The sequence below is a fragment of the Pantoea sp. X-Soil-MYKO-1785 genome (genome assembly GCF_059730675.1).
In genome coordinates this window covers 641,544-658,414 of the sequence record NZ_AP036001.1, presented here as the reverse complement: position 1 = coordinate 658,414, position 16,871 = coordinate 641,544, and the positions used below count along the sequence as shown (strand labels likewise).

The window sequence follows — 16,871 nt, the reverse complement described above, 5'->3', positions numbered from 1 at the left end:
CGGGCCTGGAGAGCAGGCCGGCAGCCTGCCAGATGACGGGCTGCCTGAGAAATCAGGGAATAAGTTTGCTGCTTCGCATCGCATCCAGATGTTCAATCAACACCTCATCGGAGCGCTTGATCATGGCGTCAAACCCTGCCTGACGCGCTTTGGTGACGTCAAATATGGCATCTTTCTCAACATGGAAGATAAAGTCACCGAAACCACCTAACGCCAGTTTGTCGATATCTCGCTCCTGCAGTTGCGCCTTGTCGGCGATGGATGACCAGAGAGGCTTAAGCGCGCTGAGACGTTCGCTAAGCGAGACAGGCTGCGCCTCGCCAACCGGAACGCCGAACCAGTCAGCCAGTTTCGGCCAGACGTGACACCAGCGAAACACGTCGCCATTGGTGATATTGAACGCGCCGAATCTGGCCTTTTCGGCAGCCCAGACAGCGCTTTCACCGAGGATGCGGCTGTCAGTGATGTTCACCAGGGTATTGCGGTAAGCGTCATCCGGGCCGGGAAAATGCAGGGCGGTTGCGGTTTCGCGGCAGATTGTTCCGTATACGCCGATCAAATTTCCCAGGTTCATCGGCGATCCGAATGAGTGACCGATGACAATATCCGGGCGCAGTGCAGTCCAGCCGATGCCTTCATCGCCAATCTTTCTCGCATAGTCCTCATGCCGGAAATAGAGGTTCGGCGGAAAATGACGGCTGTCCTCTTCCCGCGCCGGGGTGCGGTAAACGCCCAGATGGGCCCCATAAACCTTTCCGCCCTGAATAAAGATAATATGTTTCAGCGAATTGCCTGACGAGCGTACCGCGCCGATCAGATTTTCAAACATCAGCGCATTGATATCCGCCTCCACGCCCGGATTGGCATCCTGGCGCAATGCCGCATAAAAAATGTGCGTTACCGTTTCAAACGCTTCCCAGTGTTGATTAAGATTTTCGGAAGAGGTCAGGTCAGCGCTGATATGAGGAGAAGGGTGAGGGCTGTGCGGCGAACGCCCAAGGGTAGTGATTTGCCAGCCCGCTTTTTGGAAGGAATCATGAGCGGCAAAGCCCACTACGCCGGCAGCACCGACCAGCAATACGTGCTTATTATTCATACAGTTCTCCGTTTTGTTTCATATAACCCGTTTTAGCAGCAACATACAGAGGGTATTACCACTGACAGCAAACCGAGCCGTTGCTGTACGCCGTTATTAAAAAGTGATCGATATAAGGTAATGCGTCAAACGACGATCGGCAGGCGAAACGACCGCCGGCACTGCAGGGGATCTATTCGACTCGCCGCAGATGTTTGGCCAAAGCGCCAATACAGGACGCTGTCAAAAAGCAGTTGCACCCGCTCTCTCCAGCAGCTATCAGGCTGGAGCGGACATTAAACTGATCAATATTTTTTGCAGAGAATGGTTTGATTTACCTTAAGGGTATTTTACCGCCGCCAGACGTTTCTCTTCTGACAACGGTTTGGTATACAGCAATCAGAGGAAGCGTATATCTTGCCGATTATCATTGCGCATACTTGTGGGCATCGAATTTCGAAAAAAGGCGGCGAAGTCAACACCATGGCGGTATGATGCTTATCCCGGCGTTTATCCATGAAGAATAGCATGGGGGCTTATAGTCAACCTGCACTTAATCAGAACAAGAGTTATTCATTATGACTAATGAGAAAGTTAATACCGAGTCTATCAAAAAACTTGCGGCTGAGTTTGATGCGAGCGAGGATGCTCACTACAGGTATTCGCGTGAGAAATCCACCAAGCAAGTTATTAAAGAGATACGTGATACTGTTTTATTTATTAAAAGAGAAAAAGAAAACGAAAAATACAGTGAGCAATGGGGCTGTTCCGTTGCGCTTAATATATTGGCCGTTGTGGCGATATTGGTATTTATATTCTCTACATCCAATGGCTCTGATTCTGAATTTATTGAATCGTTAAAATTACCTGCGTACATTATATCAATCATGCTATCAACAGTATGGATCGGAATTAATATTGAAAGAACTTTATTATTCAAGGAGCTGTGGCGGTTTAAAACAGCAAAAATCATACTGTCTCTATCATTTACCGGTTTGATTTTATACTGTACTGCTGAGGCCTCAGCAATAATAAATGATATATTTAATATTGATCCCTCCTTTTTCCCTTTTACAAGAAGTTTTCTTGTGGCCTATCTTTTATTCAAAAAAATCTCTATCCTTGTCTATTTGCTCGCTATTGCAGGTATGATTTGCATAATAAACATCGCTTCTTACGTTAAGTCAAAGTGGGACGGAGACAGCGATATTGATTTTCCCGTTGGGGCATCCATTTATATCTTCTTTACATGCACTTTTAGTTACTTTGCTCTGGGCTGGGTTGATAATAATTTTAATGGTGAGGTACTCAACCAAAAAGTCTATTCATTAGCTCACCAGCTGGATTTCAACAAAAAAAATCCGTGCTCAAATTTAAAAGACCTTGAGGTAAGCGTAATTTTCCTGGGGCAAAATCAGGATAGGGTTCTTGTTGATTTCAGTAAGGAAGAGATGTTAACTGCCTCCGGTTTTCTTGAGGGAAAGTACTGGTATACCTATGACAAAAATCAATTAAAGATCTTGCAATGCTTACATTAATGAACAAGGGTAAGCAGTCCATATTGCTGCTTTACAGACTTTAAACGTTGCTGCCAGGTTCTACCGGTCAGGTTGTCTATAGAATATCTATAACTCTCCTTGAGGCCCCATTCTCTGCCAGATATTTGCAGATGCCGGTAAAGCAGCCGATCGAGGGGCATTTTTGCTTTTTCAATCCCTGCCATAATGCCAGTCTGAATAAGGCGACCGCCATAATCGAGCGAGTGAATATTCCGTTCGGAGCAGGGCGCGCCGATGAAGTCCAGGATAAGATTGACACCCTTACCGTCGGTTAATTTATTGACGACTGCTGAAAAGTCTTCATTTTCATAGTCTGTTAACCGGTCCGCACCGGGTATTGTCTGCGAACGTGGCATTCACGTAAGCGGAGGCGGTAATCGCCGCCGGGAAACCGGCGTAGAAGGCCAGATGCGTGATCACCTCACTCAACTCATCTCATCTTCGGTCAGGCCATTTTCAACGCCGCGGCGCAGATGCGCAGGCAACTCATTGGCATGATCAGGCGCAATCAGGCAGGCGATGGAAATCAGGCTGCGACCGCGAGAGGCCTGCGAACTGTCGGCCCGGACGTCGGAATACCGCGGGGACTCAACAAAATCCGCAAGTTTCGGCGTAAACGGGCGGGCGGTGGCGCAGTGTCCGCACCACATCAGCCGGCAGGCAGAGCAGGTCAGCAGTCAGGATTGCCTCAAATACCGCCATTTTATTCCCGACCAACCGCCGAAAAACTGGCGGAAATATTAACGGACTTTTTTAATTCAACAGTTCACTTGCAACTTTTGGCACCCGATAAGTAGCGAAAGTAATCTTATCTGGCGGATTATTAATATTATTGCTGATCCGCCTGATTCTCATTCAATCTTCCTATGGTTGCTCCTATCTTATTGATTTTAAATGGGCTGCGACCGGTTATTGCGCGTTGCTTTCTGCGCCGTGCTGTGAATAAATAAATGGTCGCAAATACCAGAAATCATGATCACATAAAAAAAGAGTCTGCATTACGATGCCGACCCAATATTGCCGGGGCTGCTATGAATCAGGATAAAGCACTGCTGGCCAGGGAAATAAAAGCCAGAACAGAACAACTGGAATCCCATTTAGTGGCGATTCGACGTGATATTCATGCCCACCCGGAATTAGGTTTCGATACGCTGCGTACCGCCAGCCTGGTGACGCAACAGTTAGAGGCGCTGGGGCTGACGCCAAAAACCGGTATCGGCCGCAGCGGCGTGATGGTGGATATCCAGGGCGCAGAGCCGGGTAAAACCCTGCTGCTGCGCGCTGACATGGATGCTTTACCGATCCATGAACAGACCGGGCTGCCTTTTGCCAGCGTCTGGCCGGGCAAAATGCACGCCTGCGGACACGATATCCACACCGCCACCCTGCTTGGCGTGGCGGCGATCCTGCCGCATTATCGTCAGCAGCTGAAAGGAACGGTGCGGTTGATTTTCCAGCCAGCCGAAGAGACACCGGACAGCGGCGCGCAGGCGATGATCGCCGACGGTGCGGCGGATGGCATCGACTGGGCGATCACCCTGCACAATAAACCGGAACTGGCGGCCGGTGAAGTGGCGCTGACCCGTGGCGCCAGCACCGCTTCCAGTGACGAATTCGACGTGACGGTGCATGGCGTATCGACCCACGCCGCGCGCCCGCACATGGGCAACGATCCGATTATCGCTACCGTGCACCTCATCAGTCAGCTACAAACCATCATTTCGCGCGAACGCGATCCGGCCCACTCCGCAGTGTTAACTATCGGTCATATTCAGGGCGGCACTACCCACAATATTATCCCCGACAGCTGCCTGTTCCAGGGCACCATCCGCACCAAATCACCGGCGGTGCGTGCTGATATGGAAGCCGCGTTTAAGCGAATGTGCGAGGGCGTGGCGCTGGCCCAGAACGTGCGTGTCGAGGTCAATTTCCAGCGTGGCGTCCCGCCGTTGATGAATGACGATCGCCTGATTGATGCGCTGGAGTCGATCCTGTCGCACCAGTTTGACAAGCCGATCATCGCGCAGCCCAGCGACAGCTTCGGTGCTGAAGATTTCTCGCTGTTTACCGAACGGGCGCCGGGTTGTCAGATCCACATTGGGTCTGCCACGCCGGGCCGTGACGATCACCTGCATAACTCCGACTATCAACCGGATGAACGCAGCATTGCCGCCGGGACGCAGGCGCTAAGCCGTCTTGCGATTGATCTGCTCTGTTAATAATAAAATGAGGTTTTATGATGATGCACAACCGTCTGTTTGCGGCTTCCCTCACTGTGGCGCTGCTGGCAACCTCCGTGGTCAGCCAGGCAAAAGATTTTGGCACCCTGAAATTCGCTACCGAGGCGGCCTATCCGCCGTTTAACCAGACCACGCCGAGCGGCAAAATTGTCGGCTACGAGCCGGATATGGTGGCGGAGCTGGCGAAACGCGCTGGTTTTAAATATGAAATCATCGCCCAGAAATGGTCAGGCATGATCCCGGGGCTGATCGACGGCAAGTATGATGCGGTGATTGATGCAGTAACCGTTACGCCAAAGCGCGCCGAAGCGATCGACTTTACCCATCAGTACACCGTCAGCGTCTCCAGTTTTGTCACCTCTAAAACCTCGCCGCTGGCCACGCTGCCAGGCAGCGGCACGGTGGTCAGCGCGGATGATGAAGCGGGCATGAAAAAAGCGATTGATGATCTGAAAACCAGCTTTAAAGGCAAAACCATCGCGGTACAGGTCGCCACCATTCAGGCCGATTTCCTGCAAAAATACCTTGGCGATGTGGCCACCATCCGCACCTATCAGGCTGGCCCGGAAACCTTCGCTGACCTGATGAATGGCCGGGTTGATGCGGTGATGGCCTCACGGACCAACCTCAACGCCTTTGTGAAAAAACACGCTGAGTCGATCAGCAGCAGCGGCTACGGCTTCTCCGGCGGCGTACTGGGTGCTGGATCGGCTATTGGCCTGCGCAAAGGTAACAGTGAGCTGCAGCAGGTGCTGAATCAGGCGCTGGGCTCGATGATCAAAGACGGCACGCTGAGCAAACTGTCAATTAAGTGGTTCGGCGAAGACGTCGCGCCCAAAGCGTAACCGCTGATGTTGATGAATATCGACTGGCAGATACTGGGCTTTGGCGACGAAGGATGGGGCGGGGTGCTGCTTAACGCCGCCGCCGTCACCGTCACGGTCTCACTCTGTGCCTGGCTACTGGGCGCGGTGCTCGGCAGCGTGCTGTGCTGGATGCAGATTGCCGGCTCGCGCTGGCAACAGCGGCTGGCGGCCAGCTACATCACCCTGTTTCGCGGCGTGCCCGAGCTACTGGTGATCTACCTGTTCTATTTCGGTGGGCGACAGGTGGTCTCGACCGTCGGCAGCGCGCTGGGTTTGCCGGGCCCGTTTGAGGTGAACGGCTTTGTGGCCGGCGCAATTGCCATCGGGCTGATTTCCGGTGCCTATCAGAGCGGCGTGTTTCGCGGCGCGTTCTACGCCATCCCGAAGGGCACGCTGGAAGCGGCGACGGTCACCGGTATGGGGCGCTTAATGATGTTCCGCCGGATTATTGTGCCGCAGGCGTTGCGCACCGCATTGCCGGGAATGGGCAATCAGTGGCAATCGGTGATCAAAGAGTCGGCGCTGGTGTCGGTGACCGGACTGGTCGAAACCATGAATCAGGTTTCTACTGCGGCCAACTCCACTCAGATGTCGTTTTTCTTCTACAGCGTCGGCGCGGTGATCTACCTGATCATCACCACCTGTTCTGACATGGTTTTCCGCTACGTGGAAAAATTTGCGATGCGCGGTCAACAGCGCGTGAAGGAGTAAGGAGTCCACGTGGATATCACTTTTTTACAGCAAACCTTGCTGGCGCTGCTGAAAGGGTTGCCGCTGACGGTTAACCTTGCGCTGTTATCGCTGCTGGGTGGCGGCCTGCTGGCGCTGCTGCTCAATTTGCTGCGCATGACGCGGATTGGCAGTCTGTTCTGTCGTTTCTATGTCTGGCTGTTTCGCGGTACGCCGTTGTTAATCCAGATTTTCATGGTCTATTACGGACTCGGCAGCTTACCGGCGGTGCGCGAAAGCCTGTTCTGGCCGCTGCTACGCGATCCCTACTGGTGCGGCTTGCTGGCGCTGATCCTTAACGATGCCGCTTACACCTCTGAGATTCTGCGGGGCGGGCTGCGTGCTGTCAGTACGCAGTCACTGGAGGCGGCAAAAGTTTCCGGTATGGCGTCACACAAAATCTTTACCCGCATTACCTTACCGATCGCCATTCGTCAGGCGTTACCGGCCTACAGCAACGAAATTATCTCAATGATTAAAGCCACCTCGCTGGTCAGCACCATCAGCCTGATGGAGATGACCGGGATTGCTGACTCGATAGTCTCGTCAACTTTTCGGGCGCTGGAGGTGTTCCTCAGTGCCGCGGTTATCTACCTGATACTGACCATGCTGGTCAGCAAAGGCGTGTCGATGCTGGAACGTCGTCTATCACCTTACTATTTTGGAGCGCGCTCATGACGGCACCGACTATCATGCTGAGTCATCTCAGAAAAAGTTATGCGGGGCATGAAGTGCTGCACGACATCAGCCTGATGGCGCAGGACGGCGACGTGATTTCGCTGATCGGCGCCAGCGGCTCCGGCAAAAGCACCCTGTTGCGCTGCATTCCTTTCCTTGAAGTGCCACAGGCGGGCGAAATTGCGGTCGGCGAGGTGTCGGTCACACTGGACAACGCCGACGAAAAACTCAATCGCGAGCAGCGTCGCCGTATCAAACTGATGCGGATGCAGCTCGGCTTTGTGTTCCAGAGTTTCAACCTGTGGCCGCACAAGACGGTGATGCAGAACATCATTGAAGCACCGATTCACGTGCAGAAACGCAGTCACAAAGAGGCGCTGGAAGAGGCTGAAGCGTTGCTGCATAAGGTGGGGTTGTATGCAAAGCGCGATGCCTGGCCATCGCAACTTTCTGGCGGTCAGCAGCAGCGCGTGGCGATTGCCCGGGCGCTGGCGCAGCAGCCGAAAGCGATTCTGTTTGATGAGCCGACTTCCGCGCTCGATCCGGAGCTGGTTGGCGAGGTGCTGCGGGTGATCCGTAGTCTGGCGGAAGAGGGACGCACCATGATCATCGTGACCCATGAGATGGGCTTTGCGCGCGAAGTCTCCAATAAAGCGATTTTCCTGCATCAGGGCATGGTTGAAGAGTCCGGCGCGCCGGAACAGGTGTTCCTCGATCCGATCTCCCCGCGCTGTCGCGCCTTCGTTAACAGCCACTTTGAGCGTAATGCGGGTTAAGGACGTTGAGCCTTAACGGCATCGGGTCTGGGCGACAATGTTCATCGCTCATGATCCGATGTTATCCTGCTACTCTTCTGAATTCGTGTGATGATCAACGTGGGCGGCGTTGCTGCTTTTTCCGGCAGAGTCAGACATCATGCGAAATAACCCAAAAGAATAAACCAAAATCAGCCATCCCACTTTTAACATCCGTGTTTTGTTATCGTGGGTTAAGCAGCACGTTTAAGTTTCTGTTGAAAATCGAGAGTGAAGTCGCCTGTCTTAGAGAGTGAGCCGGCCTGAGAAACCATTTGCCGCGTGTGCATCATTATTAATTGGATCGCCGGGAGGGGATTATATCGAAAGCCAGACCTGAAAATAAGTTTGATAAAATCATCGACCTGGAAAATTAACTCGTTCTCGCTATTGCCAATTTTAATTCAGTTTGAGTTAAATTATTTTATTAATGTAGTTTAACGAGTTCCATTATGCAGACATAAAGGAAATGACTACGTAAAAGATACGGGTTATGCCGGAATAAATTCCCCCGGGGTGTGTTAGCCTGAAATCATTATCCAATCAGTTCAGCAGTCCTCAGTATCGCCAGTCCAGACAAAATGTAGCATATCAGGTACAATAATTTTGCTTTCGTTAGAAAGATTGATGTCCGGAAGTTGGTATATGATTGTTAAATTCATGTAATTTTAAGGGGGGTTGGTGATAATACAGAAATTACTGATTTACTGAAGCAGGTGAAACTATTTTAATTACATTCTTATTTATTTTTAGGTATTAAATAGATTTTATAATTGATGGATCTTTCAATGCGTGGGTTTGAATCTGGATTGGTTATTATCGGGTTTACCATGTTCTGATTATATATATCAAAGCCATTAAAATAACAACCGCAGCAGAGATGGCGAAACTTACTGAATACTCTCTGAGTGAATCCAGATACCCGCTATTAAATTATTAAGTTTCACCGCGGCTTCCTTTTCGTTTTCGGCTTCAATTTCAATATGGTGTTTCCTGAAGCCTTGCTGTTTCATTTGTTTTATGAATTCAGTCGTAGCAGTTTCTTTCCGGATAATTTTAGAGGTGTTTTTACCTATAAAAATCATATATTTATGCATTGGTTTTTTTCCTGAAAGCACAGGAAAAGGCTCCCGTGCTTAGTTTGTCAAATTAGTGACTAATGATTATCGCCAGCATGGCGCGCGTTTGCATTATAACCATAGGTGCCGTTTCCACTATAGCCATTACCAGGGGCGCATAGCTGGCAGGCCCCCAGATACCACTTGCGCTTGAGCCGCTGCCATACGGGGGAGTTTTGCGAAAGGAAAGACTGTAAATTGTGATTTCCGCTATGGCCACCGGTGTGGGTTTCACCTGAACGAAAGCCTCCATTAGTGACTGAATGGTGCCCGCTTCCATCTGCGTCTGCCTATGCCGCTGCTAGCGAATCTGACTGATGACTTAAAATCTCTTTCATATAAGTTCTTCATAACTTTTTAACATGACTCTGCGGGGTCAAAAATAGTCTACCCCTGAATATTTTTATAAGAAAATTTAATTAGTCACGTTGTGGATCACCTCTCACTTTATTATTAATTTAATCGCTTTTGACCGATGTTGAAGATGGGTTGCTTTCATTTAAAAGAATTATTCCGCCAGATTTAAATGCCTATTGTAAAATGACAAGTCATGTTGCCTGAAGGAATATACGATGACTTCGCCGTTTCGTTAACATTAATAACTAACGGAGTAACCGATGTTGCGTGAACATAGCCTGATATGCCAGGCATACCTTAAAACCGGTAATTAAGTAATCTGGTTGTTTTTAAACTTCATTCAATAGTTATGTGGCAATTACGGATAAACTATCCCGTAACATCAGAGGACTATTTTTAAGTAAGGGTTGGTTTTTGCCACAAACAGCTCAGCAAATTTATTGCGATCCTTTTGTAAGGGATGCATTCAATCACTCACCGTTATTAGCAGCAGCGCGCGGAAATTTTTCGGGCGCTGGCGCAGCAGTCGAAAGCGATTCTGTTTGATGAGCCGACTTCCGCGCTCGATCCTGAGCAGGTGTTCCTCGATCCCATCTCGCCGCGCTGTCGCGCCTTGGTTAACAGCCACTTTGAGCGTAATGCGGGTTAAGCCTGTGGGCCGCTGAAAGGAGCAGACATTGGGTCAGACCACTTTCAGCGGCCCCTCTGCGTTCCCGCCCGCTATGACATACCGCTCTGGACGCCATATTGACACTCCTTTCGGACCGCTCATCGTTGGGCTGGTCACGCAATTTTGTTGCCTGAAGGAAAACACTCTCTTGCTTCCCGTTGAGAAACAGGCGTGATCAACGTGATTAAAAGCTGGAAGCATAAGGCATTGCAAAAGTTATACCAAAAAGGTGACACGCGCGGTCTGCAGGAAAAGGATAATCGTCGGATCATGCTGCGGCTGAGGGTGCTGGATAATGCCATGACAATTAACCCATTCAGTCACTTTCAGGGGCTTAACTTTCACACACTGAAAGGTGACAAATGCCAACTGTACGCGATTAACGTGCGTGCTAGCTGGCATATCACTTTCGAATTTTCGACGGCGATGCCTCTATTCTGAACCCTGAGGATTATCACTGATGACGATGATTAACCCACCCCATCCGGCAGGCTTGATTACGGAATACCTCGACGATCATCCGATGAGTCTGCGCAGTCTGGCCCGCCATATTGGCGTCTCACCGTCGGCGCTGAGCAAGGTTGCAGCCGGTAAAACCGCTATCAGCCCTGAAATGGCGCTCCGGCCTGAAGCCGGTTCAGGCATTGCCGCCCGGCTCTGGCTGGCAATGCAGGCAACCTACGATCTTAAGCGGGCACGCGCGTCGGTTGATCTCTCTGGCATCAGACTATTAACACCCGCTGATAAACCACCGGCGCAGTGAGTCAGCCAGCTGGCGGCGCAGTGGTCTTACACTGAAGAGACCGTTACTTTTACCCCGCGTTCTCGGGTTGATCAACGACTGCTGAGATAAACAGAGTGGTAGCGGTTGATCATCGCGCTTCACTTGACGAACCTGCCCGCTTAACTTAAAACTAGAAGCCGTCAGGGGAGTCTCGCCAGAGAGACTGAGAGGCTAATAGCGCACTGCGCGGCTTAGCGACCCTTCGAACCTGACCCAGTTGATACTGGCGTAGGAAGACGGGCATCCGCTCTCTGCAGATGCTTGCCGCAAGGGCATCTCGATTAACGCTCTCGCCTTTTTCCCTTCTGGTATCCCGGGTCTTCGCGTAGTTACGACGAGGCCACTATGAACCCTCCTGTTCTGAATGACGTAACGCCCGCACGGTGGGCAACATGAGTCGCTGGTCGGTACTCGGCAGCGGCGTGGCCGGACTGTGTGTCGCCACACTGCTGGCAGAGCGGGGCGAAACGGTTGAAGTGATCACCCGGCCTGAAATTCGTGCAGCCTCGCACTGGGCGGGCGGCATGCTGGCACCCTGGTGCGAAGCGGAAAGTGCGCCGCCGCAGGTGATTGAGTGGGGCCAGCATTCGGCGGCCTGGTGGGCGAAACGCGTTGACGGCGTGGAGCAGCACGGGACGCTGGTGGTAGCACCGCCGCGCGACAGCCGTGAGCTGACCCGCTTCGCCAGCCTGACCGACAACCATCAGTGGGTGGTTCCGGGCGAGGTCGAACCGGCGCTGGAAAATCGCTTTGCCCGTGGCCTGTTTTTTGCCGCCGAAGCCCACCTTGATCCGCGTCATGCCTTGCGGCAACTGGCGCAACGTTTGCGCCAGGCTGATGTGCCGTTTCATCCCGGCGCGCCCGGAGGTCAGATTATTGACTGCCGCGGTATTCACGCCGTCGCGGCACAACCGGCGCTGCGTGCGGTGCGCGGCGAAATGCTGATCCTGCACGCGCCTGAACTTCACCTTTCCCGGCCGGTCCGCCTGCTTCATCCACGTTTTCCCTGTTATCTGGTCCCGCGTGCCAACAACATTTTTATGCTGGGTGCCACCATGGTAGAGAGCCACGACAGCAGCCCGATCAGCGCGCGCGCGATGATGGAACTGCTCAGCGCCGCCTGGGCGCTGCATCCGGCGCTGGCCGAGGCGCGGGTGCTGGAGAGTGGAACCGGCCTGCGTCCGGCTTACCGCGATAACCTGCCAGAGGTGCGCTATGAAAACGGGATCTTCTCGCTCAACGGACTCTATCGCCACGGTTTTCTGCTGGCGCCGCTGATGGCGGAACAATTAATGCAGCAACTGACTCAGGAGGTAATTCATGCAGATTGAACTGAATGGACGTGTCATTGATACCGCGGCGCGCACGCTGGACCAACTGTTGCAGGAGCAGCAGATCGATCCCGCCACGGTCGCGACGGCGCTCAACGGTGAATTTGTGCCGCGCGCCCGCTATGCCAGCCAGCCGCTTGCGGCGGGTAACCAGATCGAAGTGCTGTCACCGATGCAGGGAGGATAATCATGTTTTATCAACATACCCCATCATCACGATTTTTGCTGGGCACGGCAGGCTATCCGTCGCCCGCCATCCTGCAACAGGCGATTGAGACCTCAGGCGCAGAGATTATTACGGTCAGTCTGCGGCGCGAAGGCAGCGCGGGCGACGCTTTCCGTGAGCTGTTGCAACAGCTCAACACCCGCATTCTGCCTAATACCGCCGGTTGCCACACCGTGAAAGAGGCAGTAACCACCGCACAGATGGCCCGCGAGCTGTTCGGCACCCCGTGGATCAAGCTGGAGGTGATTGGTCACGCCGATACCCTGCAGCCCGATCCGTTCGCACTGGTCGAGGCGGCACGTATTCTCTGCGCTGACGGTTTCCAGGTCTTTCCCTATACCACTGAAGATCTGATTGTTGGCGAAAAACTGCTTGAGGCTGGCTGCGAAGTGCTGATGCCGTGGGGCGCGCCAATTGGCTCAGGGCAGGGGCTGCGCAATATTGAAGGACTGCGCAGCATGCGAGCCTGGTTTAAAGATGTGCCGCTGATTATTGATGCCGGCATCGGCGCGCCTTCGCAGGCCGCACAGGCGATGGAGATGGGCTTTGATGGCATTCTGCTGAATACCGCCGTAGCGAAGGCGCGCGATCCGGTGCGCATGGCCGCCGCATTCTCAGCCGCCATTGATGCCGGACAGCAGGCGTTTCAGGCGGGTTTGATGGAGCAGCGTGATATGGCCGCAGCATCAACCCCGATTTTTGGGCTGGCACAGTTCAGCTAAGGAGCCGTGATGGATCGTTATCAGCGACAAACCATACTGCCGGAGATCGGCGAGGTGGGGCAGCAACGCTTACGCGCGGCGCGGGTGCTGGTGGTCGGCGCGGGGGGGCTTGGGTCAACCGTGCTGCCGTTGCTGGCCGGGGCGGGCGTAGGCTTTATCCGTCTCTACGATGGCGATCGGGTTGAGCTGCATAATCTGCATCGTCAGACCTTGTATGGCATGGCGGATATCGGCGAGCCTAAAGTTTCAGCCGCCCGGCGCGCGCTGCTTCAGCGTAATCCTGACTGCGAGATTGACGCCCGGCCGCAGGTGCTGAGTGCCAGTCTGCTGCCGGATGCGCTGGAGGCGATCGATTTGGTGATCGATGCGGCTGACAATTTCGCTATTACTTATCAGCTGTCGGACGCCTGTCTGCCGCGCGGTCTGCCGCTAATCTGTGCATCGGTGCTGGGCCGCAAAGGCTACGTCGGCAGTTTTTGCGGCGGTGCGCCAGGCTACCGCGCGCTGTTTCCACAGTTGCCGACTGCGGCGGGCAACTGCAATACGGCCGGGGTGATGGGTGCGGCGGTGGCCACGCTGGGCGCGTTGCAGGCGCAGATGGCGCTCAGCCTGTTGCTTAAGCTGACGCCGTCACCGCTTGGCTGCATGATCCATTGTGACTTCATCAACTGGCATCTGCGGCAGTTTCGTTTTGATGATGCGCCGGAACCGGAAAGCGCTGGCGTACCGTTTATCGATCCGCCGATGCTGAGCGCCGATGACTGCATCGTGGAGTTACGTAGTCGGGAGGAAGCGCCGGTCAGCGTGGCAGATGCGGTGCAGCGGATCCTGCCGCAGCAGATAGCGGACTGGCAGCCGCCGCGGGATAAACGCATCGTACTGGTGTGCGCCAGCGGGATGCGCGCCGCCCAGGCGGCTGAGAACCTGACGGCGCGCGGTTTTTCACGGCTGGCACTGATGGCGGCAAACAGCCTGTAGCGCGGATTGGCCGGGTCGGCTCAGATCACTTCGACCAGCTGGAAGGTTTCAAACACCAGCTCCATCTCGGGATGGAAATAGCCTTCGCGCTGGAAAAAACGCTGATGCTCCTGCTGCCAGTATTCCAGGCTGAGATCGCCTTCGCCTTCCAGCATCGCCATTTCAGGCGTCACGCGGTCAAAGCGCGTCAGGAACAGCCCGGTGGTACGGATGACACACACCGGCCGCTGCTCACCGTTGAGGATAATGCTGTAACGGCCCGGCTCAGGTTTATCTTCATCATCCTGCCAGCTGTGCAGCGAACCGCAGCTGGCCACCTTTTTGCCGGCAATCACCAGCGTCGCCAGCTGGCTGGCGAGTTCCGGGGAGTCACCGAGCGCTGCCGCGTTGGCATCCGGGTATTTGTCTTGCAGTTGTTCCAGCGTCATTGCCATCAGGAAATCCTCGATTCAGGGTTGCCGCTGACGGCTGTTTTGCGCCTGACGTCGGGTAAGCGCGAAGCAGGCCAGCGGGAGCGGTAAAGTAAACAGCAGTAACCACGGCAGGAGACAGACCGTAGCTACGCCTTCATTCTGCACATTGTTGAACAGCTTAACCGGCATCTTCGACGGAAAACAGGCAAAGATCATCACGATAGCGAATTCGCCCGCCGCCCCGTTCTTAATCCATCACGCTGCCGATTAAGACCGACTCTATAGCGTTACCGGCCTGAAGAGGCGGGAACCTGACAGCCGTACCGCGATTTATAACATGGGCGCCGCTATCGCTATATAAATTAATCTATAGCGAAAGGTGGATCTGAAATCCGCGCGGATCGGCAACCAATAGCCTCACTCTGACCGTCAATACCTGTAGCCAACGCTGCTGACTGTCAAATGAGGCTAAATTTTTACGCTGTGGCTTAACCTGGCGTCGATCTGCTGCGAATCTTCCAGAAAGGGGTGGGGTAATTGTAAAAGGCTCGCCATATCAGCCAGTTAACAACGCGGTGCAATTGTTAAAAAAATCGACAGTCAAACGGTTCGGACCGGTTTAAACGAGACAAAAATGGCCAAAAGCATTTAAACTTGTCGGCTTTTAGAATTCTGACGGTGTCGTCCGGCGCAAGCGTGCAGAAACAGCTATAGTTATTTCCAGACTTTAGAGCCATGACGTTGCAGACCCGTTGCTGCGATAATTTCCGTAATCCTTGCCCGGAGCCGATGAGCGTTAAAAGAGGTTAATTTTGCAGACAGATCTCTCCTGGAAAACACTCCACCACATTATTAATCAGACCATCTCTGACATGCTGGATGAGCAGCAGACGATAAACGTCCTTTCTTTACGGGCGAAGCTGCGTGAACTGGCTGAGAAAGAAGAGGATGAGATGATGGTGCTGTGTTATTGGCAGGCGAGTAAAATTCTGATGCGATTACCGACCACCGTAACGGCCAGCCAGCTGATGGCCGCGGCGCGCCACGCCTTCCGTACCCCCCTTAATCACGACCCGCTTTAGCTGACAGCGCGCAGCATCCGCTGTGCGGCAGTAAAATTCCGCATTTAACCGATGAAAGCCTCGCATTTACAGCAGCTTATGACTGCTGTCTGTTGCTATGCTGCCGGTTACGTTGCAGTTGTATTGGTCTGCGACGCCTTCATCCGTTGATTGAGGAAAGAGAATGGGTATTAAAAGTTATGCCGCGCTCCAGCCCGGCGAAGCGTTACAGCCTTATGAGTACTCTCCCGGTCCGCTGCAGCCTGACGACGCTGAGGTCGCTGTTGAATATTGCGGCATCTGTCACTCCGATCTGTCGATGATTGATAATGCGTGGGGCGGATCGACCTATCCGCTGGTGGCGGGACATGAGGTGATCGGCCGCATCGTAGCGTTGGGTGACGGTGCTCAGCACAAAGGGCTGCATATCGGTCAGCGCGTCGGCATCGGCTGGACGGCCAAAAGTTGCCAGTACTGCGACGCCTGCCTGGGCGGCGATCAGGTTAATTGCCGTCGCGGCAAAGTCTCCACCATCAATAATCACGGCGGATTTGCCGAGCGACTGCGGGCGAACTGGCAATGGGTGATCCCGCTGCCGGACGCGCTGGATGCCGCCACCGCCGGTCCACTGCTGTGCGGCGGCATGACGGTGTTCAAACCGTTGCTGATGCATAACATCTCCGCACTCAGCCAGGTCGGGGTGATTGGTATCGGCGGCCTGGGACATCTGGCGATCAAAATTTTGCGCGCGCTGGGGGCGGACGTGACCGCTTTCACCTCGAGCAGCGACAAAACGCCGTCATTACTGGCGCTGGGGGCAAATCAGGTGGTCGACAGCCGCGATCCGCAGGCGCTCAATGCGCTGGCGGGACAGTTTGATTTAATCATCAACACCGTTGCGGTCGATCTTGACTGGCAGCCCTATTTCAGCGCGCTGGCGCCGCATGGAAAATTTCATACACTGGGTGCGGTGATGACGCCGTTCAGCGTGCCGGCCTTTAGCCTGATTGTGGGCGATCGCAGTCTGAGCGGTTCTTCCACCGGTTCACCGGTTCAGCTACGGGCGCTGTTAAAGCTGGCGACCCGCGCTGATATTGCGCCGGTGGTGGAGTATTTCCCGATGTCGCAGATCAATCAGGCGCTCGACCATTTGCGCGCCGGAAAAACTCACTATCGCATTGTACTGAAGGCGGATTTTTGAGGGTTATGCGATAGTTTGCGGCAGCCGGGTTCTGGCGCCGCTGTTTTTCCTGAACTCTGTTAAAATTAA

Annotated in this window: 19 protein-coding genes, 2 pseudogenes and 1 riboswitch; of the genes and pseudogenes, 15 read left to right on the top strand and 6 right to left on the bottom strand. The window is 53.6% G+C overall.

All coding sequences use genetic code 11. The annotated features are described in order from the left end of the window. Window positions 1–52: 52 nt before the first annotated feature. Window positions 53–1,096, bottom strand: coding sequence for an NAD-dependent epimerase/dehydratase family protein (locus tag AC6I8D_RS23060; RefSeq protein ID WP_497821031.1), 1,044 nt, complete (start codon window positions 1,094–1,096; stop codon window positions 53–55). Between the two features lie 557 nt (window positions 1,097–1,653). Here AC6I8D_RS23060 and AC6I8D_RS23055 point away from each other — a divergent pair. Continuing rightward, window positions 1,654–2,613: a hypothetical protein gene (locus AC6I8D_RS23055; RefSeq protein ID WP_497821030.1), complete on the top strand. Its 960-nt coding sequence runs from the start codon at window positions 1,654–1,656 to the stop codon at window positions 2,611–2,613. On the opposite strand, the gene AC6I8D_RS23050 is transcribed toward AC6I8D_RS23055, so the two are convergent. Both AC6I8D_RS23050 and AC6I8D_RS23045 read right to left on the bottom strand, forming a co-directional pair. Further along, on the bottom strand, window positions 2,610–2,990 hold the full coding sequence (locus AC6I8D_RS23050; RefSeq protein WP_312056375.1) for a zinc-binding dehydrogenase: 381 nt from the start codon (window positions 2,988–2,990) through the stop codon (window positions 2,610–2,612). The two genes, AC6I8D_RS23055 and AC6I8D_RS23050, sit on opposite strands and share 4 nt — an antisense overlap. Then, window positions 2,941–3,284, bottom strand: a pseudogene (locus tag AC6I8D_RS23045) (carboxymuconolactone decarboxylase family protein). Before AC6I8D_RS23045 ends, AC6I8D_RS23050 begins: the two are co-directional and overlap by 50 nt. Before the next feature lie 381 nt (window positions 3,285–3,665). Here AC6I8D_RS23045 and AC6I8D_RS23040 point away from each other — a divergent pair. The 5 genes from AC6I8D_RS23040 to AC6I8D_RS23020 are packed head-to-tail and all read left to right on the top strand — an operon-like array spanning window position 3,666 to window position 7,923. Then, window positions 3,666–4,853, top strand: coding sequence for a M20 metallopeptidase family protein (locus AC6I8D_RS23040; protein WP_497821029.1), 1,188 nt, complete (start codon window positions 3,666–3,668; stop codon window positions 4,851–4,853). Window positions 4,854–4,870: 17 nt separating this feature from the next. Next, window positions 4,871–5,719, top strand: a complete 849-nt coding sequence (locus AC6I8D_RS23035; protein ID WP_497821028.1) for an ABC transporter substrate-binding protein — start codon at window positions 4,871–4,873, stop codon at window positions 5,717–5,719. 6 nt (window positions 5,720–5,725) lie between these two features. Next, window positions 5,726–6,451 carry an ABC transporter permease gene (locus AC6I8D_RS23030; protein WP_312056379.1) on the top strand — a complete coding sequence of 242 codons (726 nt, stop codon included), beginning with the start codon at window positions 5,726–5,728 and terminating at the stop codon, window positions 6,449–6,451. A 9-nt stretch (window positions 6,452–6,460) separates the two neighbouring features. Then, window positions 6,461–7,147, top strand: coding sequence for an ABC transporter permease (locus tag AC6I8D_RS23025; protein ID WP_312056380.1), 687 nt, complete (start codon window positions 6,461–6,463; stop codon window positions 7,145–7,147). Further along, window positions 7,144–7,923, top strand: a complete 780-nt coding sequence (locus AC6I8D_RS23020; protein WP_497821027.1) for an ATP-binding cassette domain-containing protein — start codon at window positions 7,144–7,146, stop codon at window positions 7,921–7,923. The genes AC6I8D_RS23025 and AC6I8D_RS23020 overlap by 4 nt, the downstream gene beginning before the upstream one ends. Before the next feature lie 908 nt (window positions 7,924–8,831). On the opposite strand, the gene AC6I8D_RS23015 is transcribed toward AC6I8D_RS23020, so the two are convergent. Further along, window positions 8,832–9,038, bottom strand: a complete 207-nt coding sequence (locus tag AC6I8D_RS23015; RefSeq protein ID WP_497821026.1) for a hypothetical protein — start codon at window positions 9,036–9,038, stop codon at window positions 8,832–8,834. Window positions 9,039–9,903: 865 nt separating this feature from the next. Between AC6I8D_RS23015 and AC6I8D_RS23010 the strand changes: the two are divergent. From AC6I8D_RS23010 to AC6I8D_RS22980, 7 genes and pseudogenes are all read left to right on the top strand, one after another. Continuing rightward, a pseudogene (locus tag AC6I8D_RS23010) lies at window positions 9,904–10,065 on the top strand (histidine/lysine/arginine/ornithine ABC transporter ATP-binding protein); the annotation flags it as partial. A gap of 192 nt (window positions 10,066–10,257) precedes the next feature. Next, window positions 10,258–10,527 carry a type II toxin-antitoxin system RelE/ParE family toxin gene (locus AC6I8D_RS23005; RefSeq protein WP_312757677.1) on the top strand — a complete coding sequence of 90 codons (270 nt, stop codon included), beginning with the start codon at window positions 10,258–10,260 and terminating at the stop codon, window positions 10,525–10,527. 19 nt (window positions 10,528–10,546) lie between these two features. Continuing rightward, entirely contained in the window at window positions 10,547–10,849 is a 303-nt protein-coding gene (locus tag AC6I8D_RS23000; protein ID WP_497821025.1) for a HigA family addiction module antitoxin, read from the top strand. Between the two features lie 153 nt (window positions 10,850–11,002). Continuing rightward, window positions 11,003–11,122, top strand: a riboswitch (TPP riboswitch). Window positions 11,123–11,262: 140 nt separating this feature from the next. Beyond that, window positions 11,263–12,201, top strand: coding sequence for an FAD-dependent oxidoreductase (locus tag AC6I8D_RS22995; protein ID WP_497821024.1), 939 nt, complete (start codon window positions 11,263–11,265; stop codon window positions 12,199–12,201). Beyond that, window positions 12,191–12,388, top strand: coding sequence for a sulfur carrier protein ThiS (thiS, locus tag AC6I8D_RS22990; protein WP_312056386.1), 198 nt, complete (start codon window positions 12,191–12,193; stop codon window positions 12,386–12,388). The genes AC6I8D_RS22995 and thiS overlap by 11 nt, the downstream gene beginning before the upstream one ends. A gap of 2 nt (window positions 12,389–12,390) precedes the next feature. Then, the gene (locus tag AC6I8D_RS22985; protein ID WP_312056387.1) at window positions 12,391–13,149 is read left to right on the top strand and encodes a thiazole synthase; all 759 of its coding nucleotides are present in this window, start codon (window positions 12,391–12,393) and stop codon (window positions 13,147–13,149) included. Window positions 13,150–13,158: 9 nt separating this feature from the next. Beyond that, on the top strand, window positions 13,159–14,127 hold the full coding sequence (locus AC6I8D_RS22980; RefSeq protein WP_497821023.1) for a ThiF family adenylyltransferase: 969 nt from the start codon (window positions 13,159–13,161) through the stop codon (window positions 14,125–14,127). 20 nt (window positions 14,128–14,147) lie between these two features. Here the strand turns inward: AC6I8D_RS22980 and AC6I8D_RS22975 are convergent, their stop codons facing one another. Together AC6I8D_RS22975 and AC6I8D_RS22970 are read right to left on the bottom strand one after the other, a co-directional pair. Beyond that, window positions 14,148–14,561, bottom strand: coding sequence for an ASCH domain-containing protein (locus AC6I8D_RS22975; protein WP_312056389.1), 414 nt, complete (start codon window positions 14,559–14,561; stop codon window positions 14,148–14,150). 15 nt (window positions 14,562–14,576) lie between these two features. Further along, on the bottom strand, window positions 14,577–14,759 hold the full coding sequence (locus tag AC6I8D_RS22970) for a hypothetical protein (RefSeq protein ID WP_312056390.1): 183 nt from the start codon (window positions 14,757–14,759) through the stop codon (window positions 14,577–14,579). 593 nt (window positions 14,760–15,352) lie between these two features. Between AC6I8D_RS22970 and AC6I8D_RS22965 the strand changes: the two genes are divergently transcribed. After that, window positions 15,353–15,622 (top strand): hypothetical protein, encoded by a 270-nt coding sequence (locus tag AC6I8D_RS22965; protein ID WP_312056391.1) that lies wholly within the window; start codon window positions 15,353–15,355, stop codon window positions 15,620–15,622. 163 nt (window positions 15,623–15,785) lie between these two features. Next, entirely contained in the window at window positions 15,786–16,802 is a 1,017-nt protein-coding gene (gene ahr / locus AC6I8D_RS22960; protein ID WP_497821022.1) for an NADPH-dependent aldehyde reductase Ahr, read from the top strand. The last annotated feature ends 69 nt before the right edge of the window (window positions 16,803–16,871 follow it).